Genomic DNA, 18,391 nt, shown 5'->3' with positions numbered 1-18,391 from the left:
TTCGGTGCAAGGACCACCAGACGCGGCAGATGGTTGCCGCGGCAGCGGCCGACAGTGCGGAAGGTAGCTGGGGTGGCTCGCTGGCAGAGTTTCTCGCCGCTCTTGACCCCAATGGCGCTGACGATTGGGTGCGCGCCGCCGTCGGCGAGCCCTCCAGCACGAACCGCTAGGCGGATCGCATCGTGCGGCAAAAGCGAAACCTGTCGTTCCGCGACGCTGTTAGCAGGTTGCGGTGGGGGCGTTGACTGATAGCGCGGGCCCGGGGCCGGACTGCCCGACGTGAGGCCAGACCATCACGCCGCATGATCGCATGGGCCGTGCTGCGGATCGTGGGATCTGCCGCCGCGCCGGTCGCCCTCTACTATGCGCTGCCCCCACTCCTCGGCCTGGGTCACCGCCACGATGCTGATGATCGGGCTTGTGGTGTTCGTCGGACTGGTCGCGTTCCAAGTCCGCGCGATCCTCCGGTCGCCGTTCCCGGGCCTGCGGGCCATCGAAGCCGTGACCACCAGCGTTCCACTGTTCCTGTTGTTGTTCGCCGGCACGTATGTCGTCATGGCCACGATGTCGGCCAGTAACTTCGGCGGCCGGCTGACGCACACCGACGGGGTGTACTCGCCGTCACCGTGTTCTCGACGGTCGGGTTCGGCGACATCACGGCCAAGACCGAGGCGGCACGGCTCGTGGTCACCGGGCAGATCGTCGCTGATCTCGTCATGCTCGGGCTCGCCGTCAAGGTCATCCTGGGCGCGGTCAGCCGTCGTCGGCGGCCGGGAGACGCCGACGGCACACGTCCGCCCAGCGGATCCACCGCTAACCGCCGGGTGTGATGCCACAGGCGCGCTTGACTCGGCGGCCGGGACCGGGCCACGAGAACGCTGGGTGGCCGGGTTGCCCGGGGGAATCTCACCCCCGGGCAACCCGACCACTGAACCACCGGCACCTTCGGGGCTCACTTTGCCTTCAACCTGGCGCCCCACGGGACCGTAGTTTCCAGCGGCACAACAGGGCGAACGTTGTCTGATGCAGCGCTAGGCCCCGCGGCGCCGGGCGTCCCGGACCAGACGCCCGGTGGGTGCCAGCGGCCACGGAGAAACCGGACGGCCCGGATTCTCCAGGTCGAAGGCCAGTTCCCTGAGGAGATAGTGTTCCCGGCCGCGAATCACCACGGTGAGCCAGTAGCGGCGCCTTTGCGGGTCGACCCGGTTGATCAGCAGACTGCCGTAGTTCCGCTCCCCGAGCAGCGCTACCGCCCATTCGGCTCTGTACTCTCCATCCGATGAGAACGCCAGGTGGAACCTGTTTCCCCCCGCGATGCGGAACAGCTCGTTCAAAGTGGTGGGTTCGTGGGAAATAGGCGATGACACGAACTGCCAGATCTCAGGGATCGCCCGGTGGCGGGGCGAACTCGAAGTGATCCGGTGGATGCCTCCGGAATGGATGTCGCCGCCGAGCACGATGACGACTCGCGGCCGGGCACCTTGGTTGCGGGTGTCGTTCGCCGGATCGAACAGGACATCCAGGACTGCCGCCAGTTCGGGCCGGTTGTCCTTGTCGTTCCACTGATCGGCGAGGTCCGGCTCGATCACCTCGCCATCGCGGACTCGTATGGGGTCGACGGCATCCTCCTCCACAAGGATCTGCCCGAGGATGCCCACGGGCGACAGGCTCAGGAACCAGCCGAGCGCCGAAACGGCGGGTCGTAGGAGCCGGCCACCCGGCACGGACTCCTCGATGATTCTGGCGACGAGCTCCGTCCCGCCCTCACCCCAGGGGTTCTTGATCATCGCGGCCACCCGCTCGGTGTTGCCCACCGCCAACGGCACCGGCGCGACCAGCACGATGACATCCGCCGACTGTGCATCCCCTCGGAACGCCCAGTCACGCAGACGATCGAGCTGCCCGGTGCCGAGCACCGGGGTCCCCGCCGCAGGGCGTCCCCTCTGCGTGCGGTCATCGAGGACATAGAAGGCGACCGGTCCTCGCCGGAACCCCTAGTCGACGGCGTCCGTGCTCGCCCAGTTCGTCTTGTCCAGGCCGCAGGGCCCGTGAGCCTGCCGGCAAGCAGCGTAGGCGCGAAGCCCGGCGAAGACACGCCGCTGGTCGTCCGCGGACCCGATGGTGTCCGCCGCAAAGGTGATTCCCCAGTCATCCGCCACGTCGTGGTCGTCGAGCATCATGTATGTCGGATGGTGTCGCAGCGCATCACGGACGGGACGATAGCGCCAATACCTCTGATACTGCGCCGCGTAGCGCCTGAACCACGTGTCGGTGCTGTCCAGTGCCGGTTTGGCGACGGCGTCCCCATAGATCTGGTCCCCCATGAGGAGAAGCAGGTCGTGCCGGGGAGACGACGCCTCCAGTTCCTGCCAGCGATCCAAGGATTCTGTCGTCCCTGTGGGCTGGTGGCAGGAAGCGAAGGCCACGCTCAGCGTCGTCGGTGCGACGGCGGCCGTACGGAACGACCCGCCGGCCATGCGGAGACAGCGCTTAGGGTGACCCGCCGGCGCCAGGAGGTCCACCGTCTGACCTGGTGTTCGTCCAGTCCGGCCAGCCCTTTCCGGTCCGCGTGAAACGGTCCGCGATCCGGCCCATAAGGGCAGCGAGCATGTCCCGCCGGCGAGCCAGGGCTACGCTACGGCCCGCGGCCAGCTCTTGATCTTCGTTTGTCCACACAGCACGCGATGATCACCAGCGGCCGCACCTGTCCTCACACCGCCCCTGGCCAGCGAGATCGCGGTCTACGGCTGGGATACCTACGATAAGCATGCTGGTCAATCTCGGCGCCTTCGGTTGGAGGAGGTTCGCGATGACACACGATGGCGGGCTGAGGCTGCATCTGCAGCGTGTCCTCCACGCACCGCGCTCGGTCGTATTCCAAGCGTTGACCGAACCGCAGGAACTGGCCAAGTGGTGGGGCCCTGACGGGTTCACCATCCCAAGTGTGGAAAGCGACCTTCGGCCAGGCGGTAGGTATCGGATCGCCATGCAGCCTCCGGAGGGCGATCTGTTCTACCTAGTAGGGGAATTCGTTGAGGCCGACCCTCCGGAACGCCTGTCCTACACCTTCCGGTGGGAGGATCCCGACCCCGAGGATCGGGAGACGGTGGTGACGCTGTCGCTTCGCGATATCGGCGGTACACGGGCCGAGTTGGTCATCAGCCAGGGTGACTTCGCCACTGAGGCGCGCCAAGCTCTTCACGAGGAGGGCTGGACTCAGAGTCTCAACAAGCTGGAGGAGCTGGTGTCGTCGGCCTGAGATCTTTGCCACGGGGAGGGGCCCTGACGGTGGCCGTACCTGTCTTCGCACCGCCCCTGAACAGCAAGATCGCGATCTACGGCTGGAGTATTAGAGGGCGGCTACGCTTGACTCTCTCCGGCGGGAAAGTCGGGTGGTCGGCGAAGAACTGCGCCTCCGCCTGCATCCAGTCAAGGGACTCCATCGCCTGCTCGACGTCGCCGTGATCAAGGTATGCGCTCAACCGGGCCGTACGCCTCACCGAGCATCCGGTGATACTTCGGCCGTCGCTCCACATCCTCGAACCGCGCCTGGAGGAAGTCGGGCCAGCGCGCCGCCTCGCTATCCAGTAGGTCGACGGCCACGCCACCGTGGGTGAGTACTGAGAGGTCGTCCGGGTCGGGCCCTAGTCCGGCACAGAGCAGCCAGCGCAGGAGACGCCGGTGGTTCCGACAACAAAGGTCTTCTTCGACGAGGTCCGAACGACGTGCGCTCCCATGGCGGCCTCTCTGGGACTCACTGGTCCCGAGGAAGAGGATGTGGTGATGCCATGCGCTCGCTACAAGGGCACTGTGGTTGAGTACTGGGTCTCTCTCGATTACTCAGAGGGAAGCAAGACGTGCAGCGCCGTAATCAATACAGAGGCCTACCTGCTGACGGTCGGCCTCAAGCCGCTTGCCATCACCGCCGGCGTCGTGGACAAGCGCGGCGGCATCTCCTTCAGCGCCCGCAACCAAAAGCAGCTACTCAAAGCCCTCCTGGGACATGCCGACTACGCCAGCGTGTGCACCCGTTCCTCGATGACACCGCTGCCGCGTGAACCGTGATCCGACCCGACAGACGGGGTGGCGGAGCGGCGGCTAAAGGGTGTTGCACAAGGCCGTGATCAGGGCATCTCCGTTGTATGGCTGGGGTGTTGAGGGCTGAACGGGTGTGGGTGGAGACGTTCACGGGGCTGCGCTTGACGCAGTTTTCGCGGTTGCTCAAGGCAGTGCGGGAGCGCGGTGGCAACGGCACGATGCAGGGCCGGCCGTGGAGCCTGCCGCTGGCGGAGCGGGTGCTGCTGGTCGCGGTGTACTACCGGACGAACCTGACCATGCGGCAACTGGGACCGCTGTTCGGAGTGTCCTCGTCCACCGTGTGCCGGGTGATCCAACGTCTCGGTCCGCTGCTCGCACTGGAACCCGTCTCCCGCCCGGCCGACGCCGCGGACCGGTTGTGGATCGTGGACGGCACCCTGATCCCGGTCCGCGACCGCAAGGTCGGCGCGTCCAGCCGCAACTACCGCTTCTCCGCGAACGTGCAGGTCATCGTCGACGCCGACACCCGCCTCGTGATCGCAGCGGCCCGACCGGCACCGGGCACCACGGCAGACGCCCACGCCTGGCGCGCTTCCGGCCTGGCCCAGCACTGCCAGGACGTGACCGTCCTGGGCGACGGCGCCTACCTCAATTGTGGAATGGTCGTGCCGCACCGCAAACGCCCGCGCCGGCCCCTGCTGGCAGGCGAAGAAGCGGACAACGCCGCCCACCGCAAGGTGCGTGCCCGGGTGGAGCATGTGATCGGACGCATGAAGAACCACAAGATCCTCCGCGACTGCCGACAGCACGGCGACGGCCTCCACCACGCCGTCCAAGCCGTCGCCCACATGCACAACCTCGCCCTCGCATCATGACCAGAAGACCGCAGTCACACGCCCTGACCTGCCAAACACGGCCTTGTGCAACACCCTTTAAGGCTTGTCCCGTATCACCTGACCGCAATTGAGATTTCTTCGGCGTGCCTGCCTCCACGACATGCTCCTCGAAGCCGAGGTTCTGCAGGTTCTGCAGGTAGTGGCGGCTGCAGTCGGGCAGAAGACGGATGCGGATCAGCTCAGGGCTCGAACGAGTCCTTCGTGCTGGTCCTCCGAGAGCGTTTGACACCGCTGCACGCCAGGAGCTCGGTCCCGGTGGCGTCGAAGTACAGAGTGAAGAACCAGAGCCGGTCTGCTGCGTCGATGATCCAGGTACGCAGTTGCTCGCCGCGGTGCCGCGCGAGGATCTCAACGGTCTCGTCGAGGCCGATGATCTCCTGCAGGCCGCGGGCCAACGACCGTCGCAACCTCGCTGCGGCGATGCCGGCGACCATCCAATGGAGCCCCTCGCCATCCAAAACCCTTACCTCGGTGCCGGCGGCGATGGCCTCGCGTGCTGGCCTGCACGCGCTCGTCTGGTTGGTGAGCATCGCGGCGATGCCGGGCTGACTTGGGGGCTCGTCTTCGGTGGCCATGCGGCGACTGTAGAGATTGAACGTGGGCGTTGCTACGGGATGCCCGGGTCGCTGAGCCCGGCGACCCGGCCGGTGGGGCGGTCCTGCTCATGGACATCGGCCTGGACGCCCGCGCTCCGCAGCCGGGCCACCAAGGCATCGAGATCGCGAACTCAGAAGTTGATCGCCCACTGCTGTCCGGGCGTGCGGAAATGCTCCAACCCGCTCGGGAGCGGCGCGAACACAGTTGGCACAGTCTCGGTCTCCCAGGACCGCTCATCGTAGGTATCCCGTGGGCGTCCTACGACGAGGCGAGTCTCATACCAGGCTGGCCAGCGCCCCGGGGTCGCCAGCACGGGAGAAGACCCCGCCGATGCCCGTCACGCATTCCACGCCCCCATCCTGCCCTGCCGGCCCACTCGGCGCCCCTGGCTTGAGTCTTGACGTCCGAAAGTAGGGCACAACTACCCAGTCACTAGCTCGACCCACCAGGGCAACTCGCGACGGACTTCATCCCTAGCGCGACCATGTTCGATACGACAACGGCTTCGAAGACCGCATGCTCTCGTGGTGGGGCGGACGAACCCATCACGCCCGTCGAACACGCCGCCAGGCCGGCGCTCGCGTCTGCGTGAGATCTCCATGGGTTCAGGCATGAACGGACGTCAAGCCACGCATGGACGGAAGGCCGCGCACTTCTAGACGGAAGTCGTTCGCTCCTGGACGGAAGACGGATGCCCGAGCGTCGGCGGTGTTTCTAGCGTCGACCGGACCGATGACGACCCGCACCGCTGAACCATCACGCAGAGGATTTTCATGCCCGCACTGTCCACCCTTGCCGCACTGCCGCGGTTTCGGCACCGCTGGGCGGCCGTGGCCGGCCTGCTGGTGCTGTCCCCGATCAGCGCGGAGTACCTCATCGGCTACGGCGAAAGCACGGGTCGGCCGCTGGAGCTGCTGGCGGGCCTGTTCATCCTCGCGCCGCTCTACGGAACCGTCGCGTTGCTCATCCGCGAGACCGCTCGGCGCGCCGGTTGCGGCTGGCCGACGATCCTGCTGTTGAGCGCGGCCTTCGGGGTGGTCCAGGCCGGCTTGATCGACCAGACCCTGTTCGACAATGAGGTCGACGCCGATGGCCCCGACTGGGCGGCCCAGGCGCTGGTCACCCTCATCCCGGGCCTGGGGGTCGATGCGGCGAGCTTGCTGAACTATGTCGGGGGGCATGTGATCTGGAGTTTCGCGGCTCCGATCGCGGTGGTCGAATCCTGTGCCCCGCGCATCGCGAACCGGCGGTGGCTGGGCCCGGTCGGCGTCGGCGTCATGGTGCTGCTGTGGGCGCTGAGCGCCGCGCTGGTCCACAACGACACGGCAGCGGACTCCACCGCCGGTCCGGCGCATCTGATCGGCGCCGCAGTGGCCGCCATCGCCCTGATCGCCGCCGCGTTCACCGTCCGGCCTGCGCGGACCCGGTCGTCTGCGAAAGCGCCGTCGTGGTGGCTGGTCGGCGGTGTCACCGGGGCCGCCTGGTGTGCCAGTCAGCTCCTGCCGGCGACCTGGGCTGGGGTGACGGTGAACGTGGCCGCCATGGTCGTAGTCGGCTGGCTGCTGCTGCGCCGGTCGCGCCGCCAGGGCTGGGACCGTCGGCACGTCCTGGCCGCCGCGGGCAGTGCCCTCGTCGTCCGCGCCGGGCTGTCCTTCCTGGTCGAACCGCTCGGCGACAACGTGGATTTCACAGCGAAGTACGCGGTCAACGCCGCGATGCTCGGTGGTGTCTGCGTCCTTCTCCTCATAGCCGCTCATCGTCTGCGTCGACAGGAGCCGGGCGCATGCTGACCGTCCGCGGCATCTCCTACCTGGTCGGCGAGGCGAGCTCCGATGAGGTGCGGCGGGACATGGAGGTCATCGCCCGGGATCTGCTCTGCACCACGGTGATGCTCATCGGGGACCGCAAGCGGTTGATCGATGCTGCCCGCACCGCCCTCGAGACCGGTCTCGGCGTCTACCTGCGGCCCAGCGTTGCCGAGCTGCCTCAGCCGAAGCTGCTGGAACACCTGGACACCGTCGCCGAGGCGGCCGAAGAACTCCGCCGGGAACACCCCGACCGAGTCACGCTCCTGGTCGGCAGCGAGTTCTCCCACACCGTGCCCGGCATCGTCCCCGGACCTCGCTCGTTCCTGCGCCTCAAGCTCATCGTGCGTTTCCACCGCCTGCTGCGGCGCAGGATCGACCGGCGGCTCCACATGCTGCTCGCCACCGCCGTGACCACCGCGCGCCACCGCTTCGGTGGGCCGGTTACCTACTCCGCAGCCGGATGGGAACACGTCGACTGGTCGCTGTTCGACCTGGTCGGCGTCAGCCTCTACCGCTCTGGCCGCAACCACACCACCTACGCAGAGCGCCTGCGTGCCCTGGTTCGCGAACACGACAAACCCGTCGTCATCACCGAGTTCGGGTGTGGTGCCTTCACCGGAGCCGACCAGCGGGGAGCCGGTTCCTTCTGGATCGTCAACTGGTTCGCCACACCGCCTCGTATCCGCGGCGACCACCCCCGTGACGAGAGCGTCCAGGCCCGCTACCTCGGTGAACTCATCGACCAGTACGACGCCGAGGGCGTGCACGGCTGCTTCGTGTTCACCTTCGCCATGACCGACTTCCCGCGTCATGAAGATCCTCGTCTCGACCTCGACAGGGCCGGCTTCGGGGTCGTGGCGGTGACCGGCGACGGCGCGTGCAGCCCCAAGGAGGCGTTCCACGAGGTCGCGCGGCGCTACCGGGACCTAGCCGTGGAGGAATGACCGAGCGAGCGCAGCGGCCAGGCATCCAACACCGAACCCCCTAACCAGCCACGCACACACCACACCCCAAACCAGCGACACGGATCCAAGCCCCCGCCACGCAAGGGCATCCGCAGCACCAGCATTGTCATAGTGCTTCCGTCGGTGGGGGGTTGTCGGAGTCCTGAAGTTGCTCCAGGAGAAAGGCCACGACTTCTGATCGAGCTTCGAGAGCGGGATGGCCCGGGATGTCGCGGACTTCATGGGTGAGAACTGCGTGGGCTCCGCGTTTGAACCACCGCTGTTGCCGGGGGTCGGAATTGAGTGGGATCACCCGGAAGGCGGGCCCGAATCGGGCGCTCAGGGTCGCGAAACGCTCTCGTGGGGCCTTGCGGTCCTCACTGAAACGCAGGCCCAGAAGGCAGAGGCCGTCATCTTGGGCACGCTCGTAGGCGCGCTGCACCTCGCCTTCGGACGCACCCGCGTCAGCTCGTTGGGCAGCAGTGAGCGGCAGTGGGACAGACGGCTGACTGAGGACAGCAGCCAGAACAGCGTCATCTGTGGCAGCAGCCAGAGCGAACCCGCCGGTGAAGCAGAGGCCGATGACGCCGACACCCGCAGCCCTGGTGCGGGTAGCCAGATCGCCGGCGAGGGCCCGGATGAAGTTGGCTACGGGTCGGTCGGCGTTCGTGGCGAAGGCACAAAATTCGGCCGAGACACATACACGAGCCAAAGAAGCGATTGTCCGGGCGCGAGAGGCGGATTTGCCCGGCTCCCCGAACAGCGACGGGATTGCGACGGTGAAGCACTCGGTCGATACCAGGTACTGGCCGAGTCCCAGTACTTCCGGGGTAATGCCGGGGAGTTCAGGAAGAAGGACCACGCCCCGAGCGCCTTCCCCCTTTTCGTAATAGTTGTATGTGCGGCTACCGAATGGGAACGACTTCTCCCGCCAACCGGCCAGGTCTGAGGTAGGGGCTTTGCTGGTCATGACCTCTCCCTTCCGTCAGGTTCGCCAGAAGGACGCGCAAGGTCTGCTTCGAGTGGCGACTCCGAGGTGAACGAGGCGCTTGTTGGTGTGGGGCATTCCGTCGGATGCGTTCTTCACAGCCGTGTCGGTCCGCTTGCTCCAGGCCTCGCCCCCAGCAGGACGACGGCAGCCATGCCGGCCACTACACCACCGCGTCCATCCTCAGGGCTGCGGCAGGCCTCGATTGCGGCGCTGACCCTGGGCATCGCTGCTTCGGCGTGGTGCCGCGCTGCGTGCGCTCTGCCGATTGCATTCCTCGTGTGCTCGATCCGTTTCCAGCATGGCACTCGCCGTCCTCGTCGCCTTTCGCGCGCCTCACCTTCCAAACGTGCAGCGAGCCGCGCCCTACCGCAAAAGGAGCTGACGCGAGAACTGCGGGGGCTGACGGACTGATCGCAGCCCGACCAATTCGGGGCCCTCTGAGACCGAGAGGCGTAGCACTTCGGGCGTAGAGCCGAGCCAACGGGCGTGACTGGCGGTCGATACGGCGGCGCTCATCCACGCGGTGCGTTCAGATCCGCTGTGCGGCAGCAGCAGTTGACGCTGCTATCAAAGGCGAAGGGAACCAAGGAAAAGATAGCCCTCCCGACACTGCCGTGAGAGGCGCATGCCGCGGTGAGTGGCGAGGCCAGTGCGGCAGTGAGACCATTAGATCAGCGGGGTTGAGGCCCCTCATCTGTGCTGTGACGGCTCGAGCAAGCTTCTCTCGTCACGGTATCAAGTCGCCTCGCCTCTCAACGGGTTGTGCGGCGATGTACTCCGCGATGTGTGGGCTGAATCTTCTCCTTGCAGGAGGGATCTCATGGCCAAGCGTCTGATCGTCTGCTGCGACGGCACGTGGAATTTCGCCGACCAGCCCAACAAGACGAACGTCACCAAGATCGCCCTGTCCATCCCGCAGTATGCCGACATTGAGCAGCGTGTGTACTACCACAGCGGTGTCGGAACTGGCCGGTGGGAGCGTCTGCGGGGCGGCGCGTTCGGTGTGGGGCTGTCCCGCAACATCCTCGACGCCTACCGCTTCCTGGTCCACAACTACGAGCCTGGAGACCATCTGTACCTCTTCGGGTTCAGCCGGGGCGCATTCACCGCCCGCAGCTTGGCCGGTCTGGTGCGCAACTCCGGCATCCTGCACCAGGCATATGCGGACCGGATCAAGGAAGCCTGGGCCCTGTACCGCAGCCGGACAGAGAAGCCGACAGACACAGCATCCACCTTGTTCAGGCGGACGTACGCGCATGAGACGGGGATCCGATTCATCGGAGTATGGGACACCGTCGGATCCCTCGGCATCCCGGTGCCCGAGCCGGGGTGGCTCGCCGCAGGCGCCAACATGGTCAATCGGCGCTGGGCGTTCCACGACACCACGTTGAGCAGCTGGGTGAAGGGGGCATATCAGGCGCTCGCCATCGACGAGCAGCGCTCGCCGTTCCGTCCGACACTGTGGCACCAGCAGCCCGGCGCGGCCTATACGGGTCCCGAACTTGATCAGAGTGACAACAACGGCCAGGCAAACGAACAGACACTCAAGCAGGTGTGGTTCACAGGGGTCCACTGCGACATCGGGGGCGGCTATGCAGAAACCGGTCTCTCCGACATAGCCCTGCTCTGGATGGTGCAACAAGCCGAGGCACATGGGCTGCAGTTCAACGACACGGCATTCAGCGAGACCAGCGATTTCAATCTCAACCCCGACGCCATGGGCGTACTGCATGACTCGCGAACGGGCCTGTACCGACTGGCCGATCCGGTTCCACGACCTATCGGAGCGGCCGTGAACGAGGACAACCAACCCGACGGGCGCGAATGCCTCTCAGAGACAGCCAAGCAACGCCACGACACTGACATGTACTACTCCCCGATGGAACTCATTGAATATCTCGACAATTCGGAGCAATGCATCGAAATGGTGAGCTAGCTGATCCCAGAGGTTGTCCCGTATGGGGTGTGAGTTATCGGGTGAGGGCCAGGTTGTGTAGCCGGGCGATGCCGAGCATGGCCTGGTGAACGCCGTTGCCCTTGAGGCGGCAGTCGCGCAGGATCTTCCAGTTCTTCAGCCTGGACAGGGCGTGTTCCACGCGGGCTCGGGCCCGGCGATGGACCGTGTTCTCCGCCTCCTGCTGCGGGCTGAGGTGCGTCTGGCCACGTCGTCTGCGGTGCGGGATGAGAAGGCCGGTGCCCTGGTAGCCGCCGTCGGCGATGACCGGGGCCTCGCGGCAGGCCCGGTCGACACCGGACTCGGTGAATGCCCGGCAGTCGTTGCGACTGCCGGGCAGCGGGAGGCCGATCGCCACGACCAGGCGGCTGTTGGCGTCGATGACGACCTGCAGGTTGGTCGAGTACCGGTAGTTCTTGCTGGAGGCGGCGATGCTCCGGTCGCGGGTGGGCACCAGGGTGCCGTCGACGATGTAGACGGTGTCCTTGGGCGGCCGGCGGGCCGGGGAGATGGCCAGCAGCGGTGCGAGGTGATCGAGGATGCGGTCGGCCGCAGACTTCGAGACCCCGAACAGCGGTGCCACCTGCCGCAACGTGAGATTGGTTCGCCAGTACGTCGCCACCAGCAACACCCGGTCCTCCAACGGCAGTCGCCAAGGCCGGCCCCGCTGAACGTCGCCGCCACGACGCCGTACCAACGCCACCAGCCTGGCGAACTGCACCTCGGTCAGCCCGGAGAACGGCTCGATCCATTTCGGATCAACCGCTGAGATCACCCCACCCATGCCCAGCCAACGCATCAACCGCCACATCGGTTACGGGACAACCTCTAGACGCAGAACCAGCGCCCGCCGACACGGCTGGAACACCTCCGGACCCAGCAGCACCCGTTGCCCTCTCGACCGGACGGCCGTGACGCACTTCTCCAGTCTGGCTCGCCGCTGGGCACAGCTCCCGGCGTAACGGTCGGATAGCTCGGCGTCCGCGGCGCGGTAGGTCGGCGCCGGGCCGCCGGCCATCTCGCGCCGACAACCCCTGGACCAGTACGTCATACATCGCCCCGTCGATCACGGCGGTGGCATACCTTCCGCTGTCGTCGGCAGTCCAGTTCAGGGGTTTCGGCGTCGACTCCGAAACCCCTGAACGAGCACCATCTCGTGGATGCGACGCACGGGATGAGGCGTGCGGGGAGGTACCGGTCGTCCGGTCAGGGCGCGCAGGGCGTCGAGCAGTTGCGTCGGCGGAACCCCCAGTGCGGTGCACGCCCTCGTCAGATGACCGGCCATCCTGATCATTCGTCCAGCACCGCCAGGGCGTCGACCTCCACGAGCAGTCCCGGCGGAAGCTGCATGTAGATGGTGGTGCGGGCGGGGAAGGGCTCGCCGACGGCCGCTGCGTACGCCTCGTTCATCTCGGCCAGGTGGGCCGGATCGGTGAGGTACACGCGCAGCATCACGACGTCCTCCAGACTCGCGCCGCCCGCCTTGAGTACGGCGGTGACGTTGCGCAGGGTCTGGGTGGTCTGCTCGGCGACCGTGGTGCCGACGACTTCGCCGGTGTCCGGGTCGAAGGGGAGCTGCCCGGACACCTGCAGGACGGGGCCCTTGCGGATGCCCTGGGACAGCGGAGCCGGCAGGGAGGGTGCGTTCTCGGTGGTGATGACGGTTCTGGTCATGGTGTTCCTTGAAAGAGGGTGAGCAGGAAAGACACAGGTGCGGGGTCAGCTCCAGGCCTGTCGTTCCTGGCTGCGGGGGTCGTCGGTCTGGGTCCACTCGGCGTCGATGTGCATGGTGGCCCGGCGCTCGGTGTCGTACGGGTCCCAGCCGGGGTCGCCGGTCCTGGCGAAGCGAACCCAGGTCTCGTGTACGCGGGCGGCGAGGTCCGCGGGGGGCTTGTCGGGGCCGAGCAGGGCGGCGGGGCCGTTCAGCTCGGGCCGGTCCGCGAGGTCGAAGACGAAGGGCAGCTCGACCGCGTGGGTGGCGCCGAGTTCTCCGTCCAGGGCCTGGGAGCGCCAGGCGAACTCGTAGGCGTAGGTGGCGGACTTCGGGTGGGCGGCGTGGGCGCCGGCCAGGGCGCGGCTGCCCGCGCCGAACAGTGCGTCGGCCATGATGGCGGAGCGCAGTTCCGCGAAGGACGCCTCGGGGCGGGACTTGCGGTAGGTCTCGACGAGCTGCGCCGGATCCGGGTGCGAGCGCGCCGCGGCCTCGTCGACGTCGGCGGCGGTCGAGGTGGCGTACTTGCCCACCGGGACCAGGTAGAGGTTGCCCTCTTCGGTGTTGGTGCCGACGAGCAGGTCGACGTCGGCGCTCAGGCCGGCAGCAACGGACTCGGCTGGCTGTGTGTCGTGGACGAGGCTGAAGGGGCTGAGTCCGATCAGCGGGTCGCCGTGGGTCTCGGTCTGCAGGTCGATGCCCGCGAGCCGGGAGGCGGCGTCGACCAGGCGCTCGTCGGAGATGTCCGCGAAGGCGTCGACGTGGGGGGCGATGTTCAGGGCCTCGGCCGCGGCCCGGGTGACGCGGGCGGCCTGCTCGGTGGTGAACGCGCCCAGGCCACTGCCGCTCTGGACGATCGCGCGGCGGAAGAGGCCGGCGGCCTCGGGGGTGGCGAGGACGCCGCCGACGATGGTCGCTCCGGCCGACTGGCCGAAGAGGGTGACGTTGTTCGGGTCACCGCCGAAGGCGGCGATGTTCTCCCGTACCCAGCGCAGCGCGGCGACGACGTCGAGCAGGCCGCGGTTGGCAGGCGCGCCGGGGATGTCGAGGAACCCGGCGATACCGAGCCGGTAGTTGAGGGTGACGAGAACGATGCCGTCGCGGGCGAAGGCGGAGCCGTCGTACATGGCGGACCGCGTCGATCCGGCGACGAATCCGCCGCCGTGGACGAACACCATGACGGGCAGGCCACCGTCCGCGGCGGCAGGCGTCCAGACGTTGCCGGGCAGGTCGCCGTTCGCGGCGGCGGGCGTCCAGACGTTGGCGGTGAGGTAGTCCTCGCCGCGGCTCCAACCCGTGCCGAAGTAGGGGGCCATGTCCACGCTGCCGAGCTTGCGTTCCGACTGCGGCGCGTTGGGCCCCGGGATGGTGGCGTCCCGTACGCCGTCCCACGGCTCGTGCGGCTGCGGCGGGGCGAACCGGCCGGCGCCGCGGGGCGGGGCGGCGTAGGGGATGTTGAGGAAAGCGGTGGTGTCGCCCTGGCGCAGGCCTCGGACTGCTCCCTGGACCGTGGTCACGACGGGGTCGGGGTGGTGGTTCATGTCTCGTGTCTTTCCGCAGGCCTCAGGCCTGCTCGGTGTACGGGGCGAAGGGGGCCCAGCTCTTGATGGCGAACTTGCTTCCCTCGCGTGCCACTTCGGCGGCGCCGTGGCCGCCCAGGTGTGCGGGGATCACGAGTGCGTTGTTGTCGGCCGCCCAGCCCAGCACCCTGCGGCGGGTGGCGCGGGCTTGTGCGGGGTCCTCGCAGAAGCAACTGTTGGCGTCCGGTTCGAGGATCTGCACGGGGCTGTGCAGCATGTCGCCGACGAACACCGCGCGGTCCGTCCCCGAGGTGAGAGTCAGTACGGAGGAGCCGGGGGTGTGTCCGGGAGCCGCGTCCAGGCGCAGGTCGGCGTCGATCTGGTGGCTGTTCTCCCACAGCAGTGTCTGGCCGGCCTGGTGCACCGGGGCCACGCTGTCCTCGAAGACGTTCTGGTTGCCGCGGCCGAGCAGCGGTTTGTGGCCGTTCTCGGGATTCCAGAAGTCGAAGTCGTCCTTCGGCATCAGGTAGGTGGCGTTGGGGAAGGTGGGCACCCATTGCCGGCCGTTCAGGTAGGTGTTCCAGCCGACGTGATCGATGTGGAGATGTGTGTTGATCACGATGTCCACGTCCTCGGGCTCGACGCCAGCCCGGGCGAGATTGGCCAGGAAGCCTGTTTCGAGGCGGTTCCAGACCGGTGCGTACGGGCGATCCTTGTGATTGCCGACCCCGGTATCGACGAGGATGGTCTGACCCTCGCTGCGCAGCAGCCAGGTCTGGATCGCGGAATTCACGACGTTGGTCTCGGAATCCAGGAAATGCGGGGTCAGCCAGGGTGCACCGTCGTCCCACACTTCCTTCGGGCTTTCCGGGAAAAAGGTGTCGGGCGTCATTTCGACAGGGCCGAAGTATTCCCATATCCGGGTGATGGAGACGTTGCCCAGCTTGATTTGTTCCATGAGACATCCTTGGGAATGCGGAGGATTTCACTGGAACCGTACGAGAGGCCTCGGCGCGCCCGGTATCCGTCACGTGACTGCACCTGCGCGCTGGCCCGGCCGGCAGGCTCGGCCGCTTGTAGCCTGGGTGGCCAAGGCAGAGCGGCTCCCGTTCGAAGAGCAACAATTCCTGGAGACTGCGTGGACGAGCACACAGGCGACCTCGGTTCGGTCACGACACCGGAGCCGGATCCGGGGGAGCTCATCGTCGGCCGGGACGAGGAATTGGCACGCCTCTTTCGGGCGGTGGACTCGGCCTCGGCCGATCCGGTGCTGATGCTGGTCGGTGACATGGGCACGGGGAAGAGCGCACTGCTGGATCGTGCCGTGCGCCGGGCTGAGGCCGGCGGCGCTCGCGTACTGCGTGCCGAGGGGAGCGAGTCGGAGTCGAGTCTGGCGTTCTCCGCACTGCATCAGTTGCTGCGGCCGGTACTGGCCGAGGTGGACGCACTGCCGGGGAGGCAGCGCGCTGCGCTGCAGGACGCCTTCGGCATTGGGTCGGCCGCATCGGGACCTGATCTCATGCTGATCGGAGTGGCCGTCCTGAGCATCCTGTCTGCCCTGGGCGACCACCATGCCGTGCTCGTGGTACTGGACGACGCTCAGTGGTTCGACCGTGCTTCCCTGGATGCGCTGTCCTTCGCGGCCAGACGGCTGGAAGGTGAACCGGTCACGATGCTGATCGGAGCCCGTGGCGGCGATCACCTTCCGGGATTCGACCGTCATGTGCCCACGCTCACCCTGGGACCGCTCGACAGCCCTGAGGCCGATCGGCTGCTGGATCTGCAGCCGAACCGCCCCACCGGCCGAGCCAGGACGCGGATCCTCGACCAGGCAGGCGGCAACCCGCTGGCTCTGGTGGAACTGACGAGGGCAGCCTCCGACGACGACATGGCTGCGGCGCTCACGTCCGCGGGTCCACTTCCGCTCACCGATCGCCTGGAGCGCATTTTCGGCGCCCGCCTGAACAGCCTCCCCTCCCCCACCGCGCGGGCGCTGCTGCTCCTGGCCGCCATGGACAGTGCCGACTCCGCGATCGTCGACACGGCGGGGCTGCCGGGCGCCGAGGACGCGGCCTGGCTGCCCGCCGAGCAGGCCGGGCTGGTCCGGCGCGCCGGCCGGGACCTCCGGTTCCGCCACCCACTGGTCCGGTCTGCCGTCTATCACGCGGCGTCCTTGGTCGCGCAGCGCGAGGCTCACCTCACGCTCGCCGAGATACTGCGGGACGAACCGGACCGGCGTGCCTGGCATCTGGCCGCCGCCTGCCCGGGCCCCGACGCGGCCGTGTCGGCGGACCTGGAGCGGACCGCCACCCGGGCGCGCCGGCGCGGCGGCCACGCGGCGGCGGCCAAGGCCCTGCAGCGCGCCGCGGAACTCGCACCGCGGCGCGAGGACAGCGCCCGGCTGCTCGTCGAAGCCGCTTCAGCGGCCGTGTTCACCGGAGACATCGCCTGGGTCGAGGAACTGGTCACGGCGGCAGGCGCGCGCACGGATGACGAGGCGCTGTTGGCCTCCGCCACCGTGCAGGCCGGACGACTGGCGGTCCTGACCGGACGCCACACCGCGGTCTTCTCCCGACTGACCGACGCCGCCGGGCAGTTGGCTCTCTCCCAGCCCGCCACCGCGCTGGACCTGGTGGCCGGCGCCGCCGTGGTCCGCTTCTACTGCGGCGAGGACACCCAGCACCGCCGCATCCAGGACATCCTGCGGAGCCTTCCCGAGGACGCCTCACACGCGGGCCTGCGCACCTGGGTGAGGGCCGTATCGAACCCCTTCGACGACCGAGCCGGCCTTGTTTCCCTGCTCCGGCCGTTGGTCGCCGAGGCGCAAGCTCGGCCGGAGCAGCTCACCACCGTCGGGATCATGGCGTGGCTCCTGGACGAGACCCCGCAGGCCGTCCGCGCCTTCGACGAGGCCTTCGACCGCTGGGAGCTGCAGGGACCGCTGCCCGAGGGCCTGGGCGGCGCAGTCGCCTGGGCCTACGTGGAACGAGGACGGTGGGAACAGGCCCGTCAGGCCTGCGCCCGCACCACCGCGGTCGGCCGGGCGGCCGGCCTCGATCACGCCGTGGCCTGTGCGGCCGCCGTGGACGCAGTCGTGCTCGCCTTCCAGGGTGACGCTGCCGCGGCCCGCGCCCGGGCCGAGGATGCGCTCACGCTGATCGATCCGCTGGAAAGCCGCTCGGTCTCCGTCTATGCCCGTCGTGCGCTCGGCGCCGCGGCAGCCGCGGAAGGCGCCTACGAGAACGCGTACGACCAACTCCGCCTGGTCTTCACGGCAGATGGCGCGCCCGTGCACTATCACGCTTCCTACCCTGCCCTCGCGGATCTGGCCGCCGCCGCTGTGCGCTGTGGCCGCCGTGCGGAGGCCGTCTCGATCATCGAGCGTTCCGCCAGCGCGCTCGGGGACGACGCTTCCCCCCGCCTGCGTGCGCTGATCAGCCGAGCCCGTGGCCTGCTGGCGGACCCCGAGGACGCCGAGCCGCACTTCCGGGCGGCGCTGGCAGATCCGGTACTGGAGAACTGGCCCTTCGAACGGGCACAGAGTCTGCTCGACCTCGCCGAGTGGCTGCGGCGCCGTCGGCGCATCGCAGAGGCGCGGGCGCCATTCGCAGAGGCCTTGGAGGCCTTCCGGCGCCTGGGCGCACGCCCGTGGATCGAGCGCGCCCGGGCCGAATCGCGCGCCGCCGGCCTCAACGTCACAGATGCGGCCTCCGACGCGCTCGCCGAACTTTCCCCGCAACAGCAGCAGATCATCCGGTTCGCCGCCCGCGGGCTGACCAACCGAGAGATCGGCGAAAAGCTCTTCCTCTCCCCGCGCACGGTCAGCTCGCACCTCTACCGCAGCTTCCCGAAACTGGGCATCACCGCCCGATCCCAACTGCGCGACCTCATCGAGGGCAGCCTCGCTACGGCCGGCCACCAGGAGTAAAAGG

Annotated in this window: 17 protein-coding genes; 8 read left to right on the top strand and 9 right to left on the bottom strand. The window is 67.8% G+C overall.

Annotated elements, in window-relative coordinates:
• Nucleotides 1–293 precede the first annotated feature (293 nt).
• Nucleotides 294–557 carry a hypothetical protein gene (locus tag ACZ69Q_RS35600; RefSeq protein ID WP_471050220.1) on the bottom strand — a complete coding sequence of 88 codons (264 nt, stop codon included), beginning with the start codon at nt 555–557 and terminating at the stop codon, nt 294–296.
• Between the two features lie 69 nt (nt 558–626).
• Between ACZ69Q_RS35600 and ACZ69Q_RS35595 the strand changes: the two genes are divergently transcribed.
• A complete protein-coding gene (locus ACZ69Q_RS35595) occupies nt 627–830 on the top strand; it encodes an ion channel (protein WP_471050218.1) in 204 nt (67 codons plus the stop codon).
• A gap of 201 nt (nt 831–1,031) precedes the next feature.
• Here ACZ69Q_RS35595 and ACZ69Q_RS35590 read toward each other — a convergent pair whose 3' ends face one another.
• Nucleotides 1,032–1,916: a hypothetical protein gene (locus ACZ69Q_RS35590; RefSeq protein ID WP_471050215.1), complete on the bottom strand. Its 885-nt coding sequence runs from the start codon at nt 1,914–1,916 to the stop codon at nt 1,032–1,034.
• A gap of 78 nt (nt 1,917–1,994) precedes the next feature.
• A complete protein-coding gene (locus ACZ69Q_RS35585) occupies nt 1,995–2,477 on the bottom strand; it encodes an aminotransferase class I/II-fold pyridoxal phosphate-dependent enzyme (RefSeq protein WP_471050212.1) in 483 nt (160 codons plus the stop codon).
• 290 nt (nt 2,478–2,767) lie between these two features.
• Between ACZ69Q_RS35585 and ACZ69Q_RS35580 the strand changes: the two genes are divergently transcribed.
• The 3 genes from ACZ69Q_RS35580 (at nt 2,768) to ACZ69Q_RS35570 (ending at nt 4,913) form a co-directional block, all read left to right on the top strand.
• Nucleotides 2,768–3,259 (top strand): SRPBCC family protein, encoded by a 492-nt coding sequence (locus ACZ69Q_RS35580; RefSeq protein ID WP_471050209.1) that lies wholly within the window; start codon nt 2,768–2,770, stop codon nt 3,257–3,259.
• A 422-nt stretch (nt 3,260–3,681) separates the two neighbouring features.
• Nucleotides 3,682–4,065, top strand: coding sequence for a hypothetical protein (locus tag ACZ69Q_RS35575; protein ID WP_471050207.1), 384 nt, complete (start codon nt 3,682–3,684; stop codon nt 4,063–4,065).
• A 77-nt stretch (nt 4,066–4,142) separates the two neighbouring features.
• The gene (locus tag ACZ69Q_RS35570) at nt 4,143–4,913 is read left to right on the top strand and encodes a transposase family protein (RefSeq protein WP_384194852.1); all 771 of its coding nucleotides are present in this window, start codon (nt 4,143–4,145) and stop codon (nt 4,911–4,913) included.
• A gap of 200 nt (nt 4,914–5,113) precedes the next feature.
• Here the strand turns inward: ACZ69Q_RS35570 and ACZ69Q_RS35565 are convergent, their stop codons facing one another.
• On the bottom strand, nt 5,114–5,509 hold the full coding sequence (locus tag ACZ69Q_RS35565; RefSeq protein WP_471050204.1) for a hypothetical protein: 396 nt from the start codon (nt 5,507–5,509) through the stop codon (nt 5,114–5,116).
• A gap of 795 nt (nt 5,510–6,304) precedes the next feature.
• Between ACZ69Q_RS35565 and ACZ69Q_RS35560 the strand changes: the two genes are divergently transcribed.
• Together ACZ69Q_RS35560 and ACZ69Q_RS35555 are read left to right on the top strand one after the other, a co-directional pair.
• A complete protein-coding gene (locus ACZ69Q_RS35560; protein ID WP_471050201.1) occupies nt 6,305–7,321 on the top strand; it encodes a hypothetical protein in 1,017 nt (338 codons plus the stop codon).
• A complete protein-coding gene (locus ACZ69Q_RS35555; protein ID WP_471050199.1) occupies nt 7,315–8,283 on the top strand; it encodes a hypothetical protein in 969 nt (322 codons plus the stop codon). The genes ACZ69Q_RS35560 and ACZ69Q_RS35555 overlap by 7 nt, the downstream gene beginning before the upstream one ends.
• 127 nt (nt 8,284–8,410) lie before the next feature.
• Here the strand turns inward: ACZ69Q_RS35555 and ACZ69Q_RS35550 are convergent, their stop codons facing one another.
• A complete protein-coding gene (locus tag ACZ69Q_RS35550) occupies nt 8,411–9,253 on the bottom strand; it encodes a dienelactone hydrolase family protein (RefSeq protein WP_471050196.1) in 843 nt (280 codons plus the stop codon).
• Between the two features lie 841 nt (nt 9,254–10,094).
• Between ACZ69Q_RS35550 and ACZ69Q_RS35545 the strand changes: the two genes are divergently transcribed.
• On the top strand, nt 10,095–11,210 hold the full coding sequence (locus ACZ69Q_RS35545) for a DUF2235 domain-containing protein (protein ID WP_471050194.1): 1,116 nt from the start codon (nt 10,095–10,097) through the stop codon (nt 11,208–11,210).
• Nucleotides 11,211–11,244: 34 nt separating this feature from the next.
• Here ACZ69Q_RS35545 and ACZ69Q_RS35540 read toward each other — a convergent pair whose 3' ends face one another.
• From ACZ69Q_RS35540 to ACZ69Q_RS35525, 4 genes are all read right to left on the bottom strand, one after another.
• On the bottom strand, nt 11,245–12,012 hold the full coding sequence (locus ACZ69Q_RS35540; RefSeq protein ID WP_471050301.1) for a transposase: 768 nt from the start codon (nt 12,010–12,012) through the stop codon (nt 11,245–11,247).
• Between the two features lie 506 nt (nt 12,013–12,518).
• Nucleotides 12,519–12,902, bottom strand: a complete 384-nt coding sequence (locus ACZ69Q_RS35535) for a RidA family protein (protein WP_471050191.1) — start codon at nt 12,900–12,902, stop codon at nt 12,519–12,521.
• A gap of 45 nt (nt 12,903–12,947) precedes the next feature.
• Nucleotides 12,948–14,480 carry a carboxylesterase/lipase family protein gene (locus tag ACZ69Q_RS35530; protein WP_471050188.1) on the bottom strand — a complete coding sequence of 511 codons (1,533 nt, stop codon included), beginning with the start codon at nt 14,478–14,480 and terminating at the stop codon, nt 12,948–12,950.
• A 22-nt stretch (nt 14,481–14,502) separates the two neighbouring features.
• A complete protein-coding gene (locus ACZ69Q_RS35525) occupies nt 14,503–15,417 on the bottom strand; it encodes an MBL fold metallo-hydrolase (protein WP_471050185.1) in 915 nt (304 codons plus the stop codon).
• Nucleotides 15,418–15,597: 180 nt separating this feature from the next.
• Here ACZ69Q_RS35525 and ACZ69Q_RS35520 point away from each other — a divergent pair, with 180 nt between their 5' ends.
• On the top strand, nt 15,598–18,387 hold the full coding sequence (locus ACZ69Q_RS35520; RefSeq protein ID WP_471050182.1) for a helix-turn-helix transcriptional regulator: 2,790 nt from the start codon (nt 15,598–15,600) through the stop codon (nt 18,385–18,387).
• Nucleotides 18,388–18,391 lie beyond the last annotated feature (4 nt).

Source organism: Streptomyces sp. NPDC036764 (genome assembly GCF_055609385.1).
The sequence above is the reverse complement of the archived record's forward strand: the minus strand, read 5'-3'. Positions and strand labels throughout refer to the sequence as shown.

Excerpts from the sequence above, each read along its gene's own strand:
- ACZ69Q_RS35600 (WP_471050220.1), bottom strand. The coding sequence starts at position 557 with ATGACGACATACGTGCCGGCGAACAACAACAGGAACAGTGGAACGCTG.
- ACZ69Q_RS35585 (WP_471050212.1), bottom strand. The coding sequence starts at position 2,477 with ATGGCCGGCGGGTCGTTCCGTACGGCCGCCGTCGCACCGACGACGCTG.
- ACZ69Q_RS35580 (WP_471050209.1), top strand. The coding sequence starts at position 2,768 with ATGCTGGTCAATCTCGGCGCCTTCGGTTGGAGGAGGTTCGCGATGACA.
- ACZ69Q_RS35570 (WP_384194852.1), top strand. The coding sequence starts at position 4,143 with ATGGCTGGGGTGTTGAGGGCTGAACGGGTGTGGGTGGAGACGTTCACG.
- ACZ69Q_RS35565 (WP_471050204.1), bottom strand. The coding sequence starts at position 5,509 with ATGGCCACCGAAGACGAGCCCCCAAGTCAGCCCGGCATCGCCGCGATG.
- ACZ69Q_RS35560 (WP_471050201.1), top strand. The coding sequence starts at position 6,305 with ATGCCCGCACTGTCCACCCTTGCCGCACTGCCGCGGTTTCGGCACCGC.
- ACZ69Q_RS35555 (WP_471050199.1), top strand. The coding sequence starts at position 7,315 with ATGCTGACCGTCCGCGGCATCTCCTACCTGGTCGGCGAGGCGAGCTCC.
- ACZ69Q_RS35550 (WP_471050196.1), bottom strand. The coding sequence starts at position 9,253 with ATGACCAGCAAAGCCCCTACCTCAGACCTGGCCGGTTGGCGGGAGAAG.
- ACZ69Q_RS35545 (WP_471050194.1), top strand. The coding sequence starts at position 10,095 with ATGGCCAAGCGTCTGATCGTCTGCTGCGACGGCACGTGGAATTTCGCC.
- ACZ69Q_RS35540 (WP_471050301.1), bottom strand. The coding sequence starts at position 12,012 with ATGGGTGGGGTGATCTCAGCGGTTGATCCGAAATGGATCGAGCCGTTC.
- ACZ69Q_RS35535 (WP_471050191.1), bottom strand. The coding sequence starts at position 12,902 with ATGACCAGAACCGTCATCACCACCGAGAACGCACCCTCCCTGCCGGCT.
- ACZ69Q_RS35530 (WP_471050188.1), bottom strand. The coding sequence starts at position 14,480 with ATGAACCACCACCCCGACCCCGTCGTGACCACGGTCCAGGGAGCAGTC.
- ACZ69Q_RS35525 (WP_471050185.1), bottom strand. The coding sequence starts at position 15,417 with ATGGAACAAATCAAGCTGGGCAACGTCTCCATCACCCGGATATGGGAA.